The organism is Nocardia sp. BMG111209, from assembly GCF_000381925.1.
In the GTDB taxonomy this organism is placed as follows: Bacteria; Actinomycetota; Actinomycetes; order Mycobacteriales; family Mycobacteriaceae; genus Nocardia.
In genome coordinates, this window is record NZ_KB907307.1 from 1,389,819 (window position 1) to 1,401,460 (window position 11,642).

Here is an 11,642-nt window from a genome sequence, read left to right on the forward strand (position 1 = left end):
GCTGTTCGCGCGGTGGCAACCTCGCCGGACGCCGATGCGGGTTCGATTGGAGTCAGCTGTGTGTCCTGCTCGCGTAGGCGCCGAGGAGACGAGGAGCCCGATCGATGTCTTCGGACCCGAACACCATGGGCAACCCGTGGCCGCAGCTCAGGGACTATGCGCGCAGTCATCCCAGCGGGGAGTTCGCGCTGAAGTTCGATCCGCAGGCGGCATTGGACCTGGCCACCGCGGCCTCGAATGTGATCGAGGGCATCAACGGGCTGGAAGCCCTCATCGATCAGCAGGTACTCGAGCGGCCGGTGTCCGATCTGGAATCGGGTACGGCGCTGGGCAAGAAGTTCGGCAACAAGGCCACCGATCTGACCGACGTCCTCGACGGGCACAAGAAAATACTCGGCGATATGATCGAGACCTTCAAGTCCGCCGGCCGGGCCTACGGCAACATGGATCACAACAATGCGGTGGCGCTCGCGAGCCTGGGCAATGTGAACAGCTCGCCCACTGCGGCAAGAGATTTCGGCGGGCTCGACCTGCCGGTGACACTTCCGCCGGCGAGCTCGACCACACCACTGAATCCCCATGACTATCCGAATCTTCTGCACAACTTCGAAACGTCGCCGCTCGCAACAGTATTGGCCATTTCCGGCCCCGACGCGGCGCCGATGTACGACGACGGCTACAAGAAGTTCGATCCGACCACGATCGAGGCGGAGGCATCGGATTCGCTGGGCTGGCACGACCTCTGGGCGCTCGGCGATTACATTCGGAGCAGCGCGGTCGTTGTCAATCTGTCCGATCAGGCGGGTTTGTGGTGGTACATCGCAAATCAGGTCGGGACGGTGTTCTCGGATTTTCTCAACAAGGTCGATTCGGTCACGCAGGATCAGTGGACAGGGCCGGGCAGCGAGACCGCGGTGGCGGCCATCGGGGCGTATGCCTCCTCGATTCCCGACCTCCGGACCGGGATCACGACCGCAGGTGACAACATGTTCTTCACGGCGGGCTGGCTCGACGCGACACAAATCATGATGCCGCCGACCGAATACCCTCCGACGACATCGCCTACCGGATCGTCGCCGACGACCTCTTTGACCGCGATGGAAATCGATGACCTGACGTATATCTATCGCCAGTACTACGACGATTCCTACGGCACCTATATGAGTCAGTCGGCGGAAAAATTCCCGACGTTACCCGATGGGTCGGGATCCTTCGGTCCGGTCGCTACCGATCCCTATGCGTCGGGAGGCGGTGGCGGAGCCGGTATTCCGAGCCCTACCGGGGGTGGCGGCCTACCGGCAACGCAGGCCGTGCCGGAGGTGCTGGCACAGCCGGTGACGGCGCAGCAGGTGCTCGCGCAGCAGACGGCGGCACAACAGGCAGCGGATGCGGCTGCGGCTGCGGCACAGGGACAAGCGGGCGCGGCTGCCTTGCAGCAGGCGGCTGCCCAACAGGCGGCGGCACAGCAAACGGCAGCGCAGCAAGCGGCGGATGCGGCGGCGGCACAGGGGCAAGCGGGCGCGGCCGCCTTGCAGCAGGCCGCGGCACAGGCAGCGGCGCAGCAAGCGGCGGATGCCGCCGCGGCACAGGGACAGGCGGGTGCCGCTGCCCTCCAGCAGGTGGGGCAGCCGGGGGTCGATCAGGCCGCGCAGCAGGCGGCGGATATGGCTGCGGCACAGGGACAGGCGGGCGGCGCCGCACTGCAGCAACTGGCGCAGCAGGGGGCCGTTCAGGCCGCGCAGCAGCAAGCGTCCGCTGCGGCGCAGCAACAGGCCGTGTCCGCGGCGCAGCAACAGGCACAGCAACAGTCCGAGCAGGCGATGTCGGCGGGTCAGCAGGCCGCCCAGCAGGCCATGCAGGCGGCACAGCAAGCGGCACAGCAGCAAGCAGATGCGTTGAAGCCCGGCGGGTTTCCGGATCTCGGCGCTCCTGCCGATCCGTCCGGCCTGAGCGGTCTGCCCGGCCTCCCCGGTATGCCCGCCCTGGGTGGCGCCGGTGCCGGACTCGGCGGCGCACTCGGTGGCGCCGGCGGGGCCCTGTCCGCGACCCCTGGCGAGGGCGCTGCGGCGCGGCTGTTCCCGCGCGCGGCCCTCCCCGAGCCACTCGGCGGGTCCACCGCGGGCGCACCGCGAGCGGGACTGGCGCCGATGGCCGGTTCGCCCGGTTCGCCGGGTGCCGCCGGTGGCGGTGCACAGGCCCAGCAGCGGAAGGAGCGGAAGCGTCCCGCCTACCTGGAGTCCGCGGAACATCTGGACGAAGGGCTCGGCGAGGCGCGGCAGGTGGTACGTCCGGTCATCGAGCAGCCGCAGTGAGACCGCGCTGAATCATGAACCGTACCTGGAACTTCACCGATCTGGAATTCGTCGTGCTCTGGGCGGAGTTGCGGGAGAACCGGTTACCGCGGCCCTTCATGTTCACGACCGACATCCGGTATGCGAGCGACTATCGGCGTGAACGTGACCGCATCCGGGAACGCTTGCAGCGCACCGCCGATCCGGCCGTGCACGAGGTGCTGCGGGATGTCGCCCGCCCGGATATCGCGATCGCGGTACGCGGTATGGACGGCGTGGAGCCGACGAATCCGGCGGCGTCCGTCCGCTTGCTCGCCACGCGCCGCGCCGATCGCGGCTACCTGCTGACCCAGCTGCCCGGCCGGACCGTCGACCACGCGGCCGGCTTCACCGTCACCGAATGCGATCCGCTGCGGCTGGCCGACGTGATCGCCGACGCACTGCCCGAGCAGCCCGCCGGCCGATCCGGGCCGTTCACGGTGGTCCCGTCGCAGGGACCGGACGCGATGGACCACGGCTACGGCAGGTCCGGGTTGTGGGACTCGGCCGCCGCCGAGCACTCCGGTGCCGCGTCGGCCGAGCGGCTGCTGCGGATCGTCCCCGACCGCGTCGGCCTCGTCGAGATCGCCCAGGGCATCACCTCGTTCGGTCCGCGTGGACGTACGGTCCGGCGTCTGGAGTGGCGCGATCTGCCGGACGACGGCCGCTACGTCGTCTCCCCCGGCCCGCCGGTCACCGTGACCGGCGCCGACCGGCGCGGCCTGATCGCCGCGATCAACGCCGAGACCGCCGTCGTCGTGCGCGCGATCCGGGACGAGAAGTCGAGTATCGTGAACCACTCCGGCCCGGCGGGAAGGCAGCGCAGATGGTGAGTCTCCGGCCGCCCACCCGGGCCGAACTGATCGAGAACTTCGAGGCCGAACTCGCCTCTGCCGCAGCCGGATCCGGTATCCACAGCGAATCCGGCCTGGATATGGAGACCGAGGCCGCGCTGGTCGTGATCGCCCGCGCGTATCCGGACGTCAAGACCCAGCTGATCACCGCGGCCCGCAGCGCATTCGCCGGGCAGCTCGACGGCTCCAACACCGTCGCCCGGACCGAGCGCATCCGGCGGCTGCTCGCGGAGAAACGTGACAGAGGATGACTGGGCACCGTAACATCCTGCGGCCGAACCGATTTCCCGCTGCCGTACACTGACGTGGACGAACGGGTGACAGGGGGCCGTATGGTCGGCGCGACATCGCGGGACGGTTCGATATCCGTCGAGACCACCGAACAGGGTCTACCGCTGCGTATCTCGGTCGAACCCGGCGAATTACGCCGGAATCCGGATGATCTCGCGGCCGATCTGCTGCGACTGTGCCGGCGGGCGGCGAATCGGGCCGGAGCGGCCCGGCGGCAGCAGCTGGCGGAGGCCGGTATGAGCGCTGATCTGCTGGCGCTCACCGGATTACCGAAGGCCGAGGAGGTCGAGCGGCAGGAGCTGATCGACGAGCAGGAGTCCGAGGTCGAACCGCAGAGCTGGCTGCGGTCGGTGTGACGGGGGCGATATGGGTGCCATGGACGAGCTGGTCGCACGGGCCGAACGCCGGCTGGAGCAGATGCGGGAACTCGGCGAGGCGACGGCGCGGGTCCGGGCCCGCGAGACGTCGCCCGACGGCGCGGTCACGGTCGAGGTGGACGGCAACGGCGCGCTGCTCGACCTGTCGCTCTCGGCCGCGATAAGCCGCTTGACACCAACGGAATTCGACCGAGTCGTGGTGGACACCGCCCGCCGGGCCGCCGCCGCGGCCTTCGCCCGCCGGGGCGAGCTGATCACCGCGTTCAACCGGGAAGCCGAATCGGGACCGGGCACCGGACGTACCTAATTCGTTCGGCCGGTGTCCCGGCACTCCTCCTCGTGCAGGCGGGTGCGGATTACGTCGGCCTCCGGTACGCCGAGTTCGGTGTAGATCGTCAGTGCCTCTCGGAGGAGCTGGCGGGCGTGCTCGCCGAGGCCGAGGGCGCGCTGCGCGTGGGCTGCGCCGGTGAGCGCCGTCGCCCATTCGTGTCGATGTTCGATCGATCGGGCGACGAGCAGCGCATCGGTGTGATAACTGAGCGCTTTGGCGTGTTCACCGCGTTTGTGCAGCACGCGGCCGAGTCCGTCGAGTGACTCGGCTTCCAGCCGGAGATTGTCGGTCTGGACGGCGATCGTGTGTGCCTCGCGGTAGAGGTTCTCGGCCTCGTCGTGGCGCCCCTGAGCTTCGTGGGTGTTGCCGAGGCAGGTCAGCGCGGTGCCCTCGAAGGCGCGGTGACCGGATTGCCGGGCGAGCTGCAGCGCTTCGGTACCGTACCGGACCGCCTCCTGGTATCGGCCTTCGCCGAGGTGGATTTCACCGAGGTTCGCCAGCGCCGGTACCTCCATCACCCGTATCGCGGACTGACGCATGAGCTCCAGCGCCCGCTGTTGATGGGTCAGGGCCTCGTCGTAGCGACCCAGCCGGGTGTACACGATGCCGAGGTTGCTCAGTGCGACAGCTTCGCCGAACCGGAACGCGGCGGCCCGGGTGATCGCCACCGGTTCGATCCGGCCGCCGCGGAAATGGCGCGATTCCGCGAGGTCGGTGTCGGCGAGCAGTTGCGTGATTCTGCGGCAGACGGCGAGCGCCGCGCTGCTGTGGTCGAGCGCGGCGCGATAGTCGCCGAGGTGCGCGTGGACGATGCCGAGCCGGGTGAGTGCGTACGCTTCGCCGCGGGCATCCTGGTGCCGGCGTGCCGCGTGCAGCGCCGGAGTCAGCATACCCACCACCTCGGCGTGGAACCCGCCGCTGTGCACGTGGCGGTTCATCGTCTGCGCGAGATCGATGGCGCGGCTGTGGTTTTCGTGCTCGGCGGCGTAGACGGCGACTCGTACGATGTTCGCGCGTTCCACGGCCAGCCAGTCGTCCGCGTCGGCGGAACTGCCGAATTCCGGTGACACGGTGGAGATCGGCCGCGCCTGCGGCCGGAACTCCTCGTCGCCTGCCTCGATCATCTGGACGGCACTCATCGCGGCGTGCAGGTAGTAGTCCATCAGGCGGCCGATCGCGGCGTGCCGCGCTGCCTCCGGAATGGTTGCGGCGAGTTCCACCGAATAGGCGCGCAGCAGATCGTGCATGCCGTAACGGTTCTGATCACCCCGAGATTCCAGCAGGTGTGCGCGCCGCAGTGCTGTCGAAAGCCTCCGTGCCTGTGCGAGATCCACGTCGGCGAGCGCGGCGATGATGTAGGCATCGAAGTCGTGCCCGGGATGCAGGCCGAGGAGCCGGAATACCGTGGCGGCGTCGTCCTGCAGATGGGTGAGTGACCAGGAGAAGACCGAGCGGATATCGGTCCGGGCATCTTCTCCGGTATCGAGCAGATCGAGCGGATTCGCCTGCGTGAACTCGTGAACCACCGCCGCGAAGGCGACTTTCGGGTTCATGGCCATGTGCTCGGCGAGAATGCACAGGGGCAGCGGCAGTCGCGCGCACCGGCCGATCAGTTCGGTGACGGCGTCGAGTTCCTCGTCGATTCGGGCACCGATCCGGTTGCGCAGCAACCGGATCGCGTCGTCGCCGGGCATGGGGTCGAGCGTGATGCGGGTGGCGCCCTCGCCGGTGACCAGTCCGGACATCGAGTGGCGGCTGGTCACCACGACCAGGCAGGTCGGTGACCCGGGTAGCAGTGGCCGTACGTGCGCCGGCGACTGAACGTTGTCGAGTATCACCAGCATTCGCCGCTCGGCGAGCAGCGTGCGGTAACGGGCCGCGCGTTCGGCCTCGTGCCGGGGAATCTCGTCCGGCCGGACGCCGAGGCTGCCCAGGAAGGCCGCCAAGGCGTCGGACGGGGACATCGGATCACCGGGAGCGAAGCCCTGCAGGTCCAGATACAGCTGGCCGTCCGGGAATCGGGGCGAGACGGAGTGTGCCCACTGGACGGCCAAGGCGGTCTTGCCGACACCCGCGGTGCCCGTGATCACCGCGATCGTCATGTCCGCGGTCGCGCCGTCGAGCAGCGCGCCGAGCATCCGCAGATGCTCCCGGCGGCCGACGAATCCGGGGACCGCGCCCGGTAATTCACGCGGCGTCGCGGCCGGCGCCGTCCGGCCGAACGACCATCGATCGTTCAGCCGCTGCTCCGACGCGGCGAACCATGCTTCGCTCCAAGCCCGTTGCTCCGTCGCCGACGCGCCGAGAGCGATCACGATCCGGTCGAACAGATCGGCAGGCGGGAAGTGCTTTCCGTTCAGATAGTTGGCCAACGTCGACCGCGGCACGTCCGTGAACTTCCGATGCAGATCGTCGATGCTCATTCGAGTTTTCCGGGATCCGCGCGCGGCCCTGATCCGCAACAGGTCGAGCTCACGCACCAGGCTCGTCGAATCGACCACCCGGTGTGGGTCCGGGCCGCCGCTCACCACGCCCTCGGCGCGCTGTCCCTGGGACATGGTCCCCGTCCGTCTCGTGTCGCGAATCGGTCACTCGCCCACCGCTGATCGGCATCCGGGTGTTGCGTGACAGGCCGATGTGAGCATATCCGGACTCCGTCCCGACCGCGCCGCGAAGCGTCGGCGTCCAGGCTTGTCCAGGTCCGTCCCGGCTCGACGTCGATGCCCGGTGACGAGCGGTGTAATTGTCGCGTTCGACCACCGATCGTCCGGATCGGACGTGGGCGCAGCGATGACTTCGCCTCCTGGGCAGGGGGTTTCATATGAGTGACCTGGTTGCGGCACCCGAAGGCGTCCGTGGGTACGGCGCTGTCGCCGCGACGATGGCGGCACGGACCCTGGCCGCCGGCACCGTGGATCAGGCGGCCGCCGTCGCGGCCGCGATACCGGTCTTCGGTCTCATCGGACAGGATTTCCTCGCGAGTTTCGCTGTCGCGCAAGCCAATCACCTGAGTTCGGTCGGTGAGCTGGCCGCGGTACACGCGGGCACCGCGGCGGCCGCGTACGAAAGTGCCACGGAATACGAGGTTTCCGAGTCGGATACCGCCGCGGCGATACACGCCATCGGTAACACCCGATGAATTCTCCGCTGGATCAATCGGTGGTGGAGCTGCTCCGGCAGAGCGCGCTGGGCGCGCTGGTGGACCGTCCGGTCGGCGACGTGTTGCGCGATCTGGGCCTGCCGGCCCTGCCGCAGCTGCCCGCGATACCGCCGCTGCCGCAACTTCCGGCGCTGCCGGTGCTGGATCTGGACGCACTCACCAAGCCGATCACCGATCTGGCCGCGAGTTTCGGCAGCGGCCGGTTCGGCGCCCCGGCCTCATCCGATCCACCCGGCACCCCGGCCGCACCCGCGATGGATCCCACCCAGGTGCTGAGCCAGATCTCCGCGGTGCTGACCACCGTGGTCCAGCTCGGCACGTCCGCGTTGCAGCTGGCGATGACGCTGTGGCAGGGCGCCGGCGCCGCGCAGGCGTCGGATACGGCCACCCAGGCCGCTGGTGACGGCACCGCGCTGGCCGCCCAGGGCAGCGGGATCTCCGCCGACACGACCGCCGCGGCGGACAGCGTGTTCACCGGCAACACGCAGATGACCGGCCTCACCGCGAAGTACCTGACATCGCTGGCCGCGGCGGGCCCGTTCCTGCTGACCCCGCCCGGACAGGCGTTCGTGCTGTCCGCGTCGACCGAAACGCTGGCCGAAGCGCTGGGAATCGTCGGCAGGACCCGGGCCGAACTGTCCGCGCACAGCGCGAAGATGACGCAGACCGGTCAGAAGGTGAAGATCACCGAAATACCTCGGGGGGTGTCGGGCACCGCGCCTTCGGCCGAGCTGTCGGCGAGCACCCGGCTGCCCGCGGCGAAGGCGACCGCGAAGGTCGCGCAGACGCTCGCGAGCACCAGCGCTGCCCCGGCGACCACCGGTGCCACGAGCGCCGGCGCTTCGGCCGATCCGACGCAATACCTGTCCCAGGCGCTGCAGATGGTGCAGACCCTCGCCTCGATGGCGACCCAGGGAATACAGACCGCCACCCAGACCGCCGGCACCCTGGCGGCACAGCATGCGGCGCAACAGGTTTCGGCCCAGGGCAGGGCGCCTTCCGGAGCCGTCGCGGGCGGTGGCGCTGCCGGGGGCGGCGCGGGTGCCGGTATCGCCGGAGGCGCCGGTGGCGTCACCGAATCGGCGGTCCCCCTCACCGCGGCGCGGACCGACGGCATCCTCTCCGCCATGGCCGGCGGCAGCGCGGTGGAACCGGCCGTGGCGTCCGCGCCGGGGCCGGGTCCGGGCCCCGGCGTGCTGCCGATGTCACCCGCGGCCGCCGTCGGCGCCGCCCGCGCGACCGGGAACGCGACCGGCGACAGCGTCCGCGGCCACCTGATCAACGCTCAGCACGGCAACGACGTCGTCGGGCCCATCGAAGGCGCATCGCTGCCGGTGCTCGGCACGGCCGACGCGATGGCCGTGCTGCCGGACACCGACTCGCCGGACAAGGCACTCACCCTTTAGGAGGTCGTCATGGAATTCGATCCCGTACGGGCCGACCGAGCGGCCGCCGATCTGGACGCGCTCGCCGACCGGCTGGACGTCGATCTGCGGGTGCGGCGCCCGGCTCTCGCCGTGTCGGCTCCCGGGACGGACGAGGTGTCCCGGCGGGCCGCACTGACCCTGAGCGAGGTCGCGGCCGACTACGGCGACCGCGCCGCGTCCGGCGTGCTGGAGTTGCGCAAACTGGCCGCCACGCTGCGCGCCCAGTCGCGCAGCCTGGCCGGGATGGAAAGCGACAACGCGGCTGCCCTCGGCGCCCTGAGCTGACGCGAGACGATCATGATCGAACCACCGTTCGCCGGATTCACCGGTGTGGTCTGGGAAGCCCGGCCCACCGACCGGCTGGCGCGCGATCTGACCACGGGCCCGGGCTCGGTACCGGCGGCCGAAGCCGCCGTCGCCTGGGGCCACCTGGCCGCCGGTTTCGGCGCCGCCGTGGTGGAGTACGACCGGATCCTCGGCGAGATCCGGGACCACTGGCATTCCGACACCAGTGACGAAGTGCTCGAACGCATTTCGACGATGCGCGAATGGCTGCTGGACGCGGCCGGCGCGGCCGGGCGCAATGCCGTGCACGCCGGTGACCTGGCCACCGCCTACGAGGTGGCCCGGCTGGCCATGCCGCATATCGGCGAGATCGCGGCGCTGGCCGCGGCGGCGCAGGGGATGGCGGCCGCCGCGGCCGCGCTGGGTGCCCCGCTGATCGGCGCGGCCGCGCAGATCGGTGCGGATCAGGACATCGCCGGGGCGAGTGCGGCGCGCGTGATGCGCTCCTACGAATCGGCGGCCGAGCCGCTGTCGCGGCCGTGGTCGCAGACCGAACCGCCGACGCTGTCCACCGAGGTCGCGCTCGCGGCCGAACAGGCCGTCCCGGCCCGGCCGCCGACGACCACCGAGGCGCCGCCGATCATGGTGCCGCTGCCCGCGTTCCCGGTGCCGGAAGCCCTGGTCGGCGCCCGCGTGCGGCGGGTCGCCGTGGTGTCGCGGGAACCGGCCCCGGTGCGGTCGCCGGCGGCGCCGGTGGCCACGACGACCGGGCAGTCGGCGCCGGCCGCCGCGGCCTCCCCCACGGCCGGCGCTGCCGAGGAGGAACGCACCGTGCGGGCCGGTCCGGCCGAATCCGGATACGGCTCTTGGCAATTCGAGTCCGGCCTGGCCGCCGCGCCGGCCGTGGTGGGCGAGCACGACGCGCCGCCCACCGGGTCCGCGTCCTCGGGTGCGGCGGGATGAGGCAGGGCGGGCCGATGCCGGCACTGACCAACGACGCGATCCTCGCGGCCGCGGAACTGCTCGGCGTGCAGACCCTGCCGCATGTGCTCGGGGTCGGGCCGCGCCAGGATCGCATCGATGCCTTCCTGGCCGCCCGCACGGCCGCACTGGACGGCCTGCGCACCGCCCGATTGCTCGACCGGTACGGCGATCTGGATTCCGATCTGGCGGCGGCACTGCACATTCTGGCGCAGCCCGAACGAGAGTTGGCCACGCGCATCCACACCGCGTCCGGGGTCCGCCGGATCTGCCTGGCGCGCAGGGGAACCGGACATGTGGTGGCGGTGCGGACCGACGACACGTTCGAGCTCGCAACCGGATGGGGTGGTGACGCCGCCGGCCTGGCCCGGCCGGTGCTCGACGCGCTCGGTCCGCGCCCGCCCGCGGCCGTCCCGACCTTCAGCGCCCCTGTCGACCGGCTGCGCGAGCGGCTGGACGCCGCGCGCACCGCCGCCGACTACACGCAGATCTGTTACGGCCTCGGCGTCGAGGAGCGCGCGGCGATCGGATTCGGTCTCGCGATGTCCGGATGCCTGGCGCACGCCGAGATCGTCGCGTACACCCACGCGAACGGCGCGACCCGGGCCGCCCCCGGTGCGGTGGCGATCTACGACACCCACCGGGGCCGGATCGTGGCCGGGCCGAATGTCGCCGCGGACCACACGATCTGGACCACGTTCTCCCCCGGAACCGATCACCGGGTCGCCCATGCCGTCACGCGCCTGGTCGAGACGCTGCCGGGCGGAAGGTGGATGCCCTGACCCACAGCGTCGTGGAATACGGAAACCCAACTGGGACAACAGAAAGTAGGACCGACATGCCCGGACCACAGATTCAGCAGAACGAAAGTACCGCGTCCGGTGCGCAGACCGCCATGGCCGACGCGGTCGCCGCGATCCGCGCCAAGATCAACGCCATCACCACGGCCGTCGAGGACGCCAAGCGCGGTTGGCAGGGTGATGCCTTCGACGCGTGCAACACCGCCGCCGACAACTGGGAAACCGAGGCCACCGCACTGAACAAGACATTGGACGACCTCCAGGCCGAGGTCGGCACCAGCGTCCACACCTACTCCGGTATGGAAGGCGACAACACCCAGTTCTTCACCACGCTGGGTGTCGCCGCGCCGTCCTGACCGGCCGTATCCGCCCGGACCGCCACCCCCTTCGAGAAGGAGATCCATCATGGCTTTCGTCTACGAAAAAGTCGTCCTGCAGGAGCTGTCCGACCTGCTCGGCCAGTTCGGCCGGGATCTGGAAACGGAGTCGGAGAACCTGCAGACCGCGGCCGCCAACCTCGCCCAGGCGTGGGACGGCAACGCCGGTCTCGACGCTTTCCGAACGTCCAAGCACACGTGGGACCAGCAGTTCGGTCTGCCCGGCGACACCGGTCCGACCACCGCGATCGGCCTGGTCAAGGCGCTGTCGACCGCGGTCGAGGACGCTCTGCACAATGCCGTGGCCGCGGACACCAAGGTCCAGGTCGGCTTCGGCGGCTGAGGGATGCCCGCACCCCTGGCCCGAACCCGGTTGCCGGGTTCGGGCCATCGGTCGCGCACCGTCGGGCGAGTTCCCCTGCGGGACAG

At 70.2% G+C, this 11,642-nt stretch carries 14 protein-coding genes; 12 read left to right on the top strand and 2 right to left on the bottom strand.

The window, feature by feature from the left end; translation table 11 throughout:
• Positions 1–104: 104 nt before the first annotated feature.
• The 5 genes from G361_RS46685 to G361_RS0106125 all read left to right on the top strand — a co-directional run bounded on the left by G361_RS46685 (position 105) and on the right by G361_RS0106125 (position 4,159).
• Positions 105–2,312, top strand: a complete 2,208-nt coding sequence (locus G361_RS46685; protein WP_155981325.1) for a hypothetical protein — start codon at positions 105–107, stop codon at positions 2,310–2,312.
• Positions 2,313–2,326: 14 nt separating this feature from the next.
• On the top strand, positions 2,327–3,163 hold the full coding sequence (locus G361_RS0106110) for an ESX secretion-associated protein EspG (protein ID WP_019926178.1): 837 nt from the start codon (positions 2,327–2,329) through the stop codon (positions 3,161–3,163).
• Positions 3,157–3,435 carry a hypothetical protein gene (locus tag G361_RS0106115; protein ID WP_019926179.1) on the top strand — a complete coding sequence of 93 codons (279 nt, stop codon included), beginning with the start codon at positions 3,157–3,159 and terminating at the stop codon, positions 3,433–3,435. Before G361_RS0106110 ends, G361_RS0106115 begins: the two co-directional genes overlap by 7 nt.
• A 66-nt stretch (positions 3,436–3,501) precedes the next feature.
• Complete coding sequence (locus G361_RS0106120; RefSeq protein ID WP_369797876.1) at positions 3,502–3,831, top strand: hypothetical protein; 330 nt, start codon at positions 3,502–3,504, stop codon at positions 3,829–3,831.
• A gap of 10 nt (positions 3,832–3,841) precedes the next feature.
• Positions 3,842–4,159, top strand: a complete 318-nt coding sequence (locus G361_RS0106125) for a YbaB/EbfC family nucleoid-associated protein (protein ID WP_019926181.1) — start codon at positions 3,842–3,844, stop codon at positions 4,157–4,159.
• Here the strand turns inward: G361_RS0106125 and G361_RS42505 are convergent.
• Complete coding sequence (locus tag G361_RS42505) at positions 4,156–6,741, bottom strand: tetratricopeptide repeat protein (protein ID WP_019926182.1); 2,586 nt, start codon at positions 6,739–6,741, stop codon at positions 4,156–4,158. The two genes, G361_RS0106125 and G361_RS42505, sit on opposite strands and share 4 nt — an antisense overlap.
• A gap of 263 nt (positions 6,742–7,004) precedes the next feature.
• Here G361_RS42505 and G361_RS0106135 point away from each other — a divergent pair, with 263 nt between their 5' ends.
• The 5 genes from G361_RS0106135 to G361_RS0106155 are packed head-to-tail and all read left to right on the top strand — an operon-like array spanning position 7,005 to position 10,818.
• Positions 7,005–7,322 carry a type VII secretion target gene (locus tag G361_RS0106135; RefSeq protein ID WP_026342749.1) on the top strand — a complete coding sequence of 106 codons (318 nt, stop codon included), beginning with the start codon at positions 7,005–7,007 and terminating at the stop codon, positions 7,320–7,322.
• Complete coding sequence (locus tag G361_RS46690; RefSeq protein WP_019926184.1) at positions 7,319–8,749, top strand: hypothetical protein; 1,431 nt, start codon at positions 7,319–7,321, stop codon at positions 8,747–8,749. The genes G361_RS0106135 and G361_RS46690 overlap by 4 nt, the downstream gene beginning before the upstream one ends.
• Positions 8,750–8,758: 9 nt before the next feature.
• Positions 8,759–9,055: a PE family protein gene (locus tag G361_RS0106145; RefSeq protein ID WP_019926185.1), complete on the top strand. Its 297-nt coding sequence runs from the start codon at positions 8,759–8,761 to the stop codon at positions 9,053–9,055.
• A gap of 12 nt (positions 9,056–9,067) precedes the next feature.
• Positions 9,068–10,018, top strand: coding sequence for a PPE domain-containing protein (locus G361_RS0106150; protein ID WP_019926186.1), 951 nt, complete (start codon positions 9,068–9,070; stop codon positions 10,016–10,018).
• A gap of 14 nt (positions 10,019–10,032) precedes the next feature.
• On the top strand, positions 10,033–10,818 hold the full coding sequence (locus tag G361_RS0106155) for an ESX secretion-associated protein EspG (protein ID WP_019926187.1): 786 nt from the start codon (positions 10,033–10,035) through the stop codon (positions 10,816–10,818).
• Here the strand turns inward: G361_RS0106155 and G361_RS51720 are convergent.
• Positions 10,772–10,876 (bottom strand): hypothetical protein, encoded by a 105-nt coding sequence (locus G361_RS51720; protein WP_155981326.1) that lies wholly within the window; start codon positions 10,874–10,876, stop codon positions 10,772–10,774. The genes G361_RS0106155 and G361_RS51720 overlap by 47 nt on opposite strands.
• Here G361_RS51720 and G361_RS42520 point away from each other — a divergent pair.
• Both G361_RS42520 and G361_RS0106165 read left to right on the top strand, forming a co-directional pair.
• Positions 10,875–11,192: a WXG100 family type VII secretion target gene (locus tag G361_RS42520; protein ID WP_019926188.1), complete on the top strand. Its 318-nt coding sequence runs from the start codon at positions 10,875–10,877 to the stop codon at positions 11,190–11,192. The genes G361_RS51720 and G361_RS42520 overlap by 2 nt on opposite strands.
• A gap of 49 nt (positions 11,193–11,241) precedes the next feature.
• Positions 11,242–11,556, top strand: a complete 315-nt coding sequence (locus G361_RS0106165) for a hypothetical protein (protein WP_019926189.1) — start codon at positions 11,242–11,244, stop codon at positions 11,554–11,556.
• The last annotated feature ends 86 nt before the right edge of the window (positions 11,557–11,642 follow it).

Excerpts from the sequence above, each read along its gene's own strand:
- G361_RS46685 (WP_155981325.1), top strand. The coding sequence starts at position 105 with ATGTCTTCGGACCCGAACACCATGGGCAACCCGTGGCCGCAGCTCAGG.
- G361_RS0106110 (WP_019926178.1), top strand. The coding sequence starts at position 2,327 with ATGAACCGTACCTGGAACTTCACCGATCTGGAATTCGTCGTGCTCTGG.
- G361_RS0106115 (WP_019926179.1), top strand. The coding sequence starts at position 3,157 with ATGGTGAGTCTCCGGCCGCCCACCCGGGCCGAACTGATCGAGAACTTC.
- G361_RS0106125 (WP_019926181.1), top strand. The coding sequence starts at position 3,842 with ATGGGTGCCATGGACGAGCTGGTCGCACGGGCCGAACGCCGGCTGGAG.
- G361_RS42505 (WP_019926182.1), bottom strand. The coding sequence starts at position 6,741 with ATGTCCCAGGGACAGCGCGCCGAGGGCGTGGTGAGCGGCGGCCCGGAC.
- G361_RS0106135 (WP_026342749.1), top strand. The coding sequence starts at position 7,005 with ATGAGTGACCTGGTTGCGGCACCCGAAGGCGTCCGTGGGTACGGCGCT.
- G361_RS46690 (WP_019926184.1), top strand. The coding sequence starts at position 7,319 with ATGAATTCTCCGCTGGATCAATCGGTGGTGGAGCTGCTCCGGCAGAGC.
- G361_RS0106145 (WP_019926185.1), top strand. The coding sequence starts at position 8,759 with ATGGAATTCGATCCCGTACGGGCCGACCGAGCGGCCGCCGATCTGGAC.
- G361_RS0106150 (WP_019926186.1), top strand. The coding sequence starts at position 9,068 with ATGATCGAACCACCGTTCGCCGGATTCACCGGTGTGGTCTGGGAAGCC.
- G361_RS0106155 (WP_019926187.1), top strand. The coding sequence starts at position 10,033 with ATGCCGGCACTGACCAACGACGCGATCCTCGCGGCCGCGGAACTGCTC.
- G361_RS42520 (WP_019926188.1), top strand. The coding sequence starts at position 10,875 with ATGCCCGGACCACAGATTCAGCAGAACGAAAGTACCGCGTCCGGTGCG.
- G361_RS51720 (WP_155981326.1), bottom strand. The coding sequence starts at position 10,876 with ATGTCGGTCCTACTTTCTGTTGTCCCAGTTGGGTTTCCGTATTCCACG.
- G361_RS0106165 (WP_019926189.1), top strand. The coding sequence starts at position 11,242 with ATGGCTTTCGTCTACGAAAAAGTCGTCCTGCAGGAGCTGTCCGACCTG.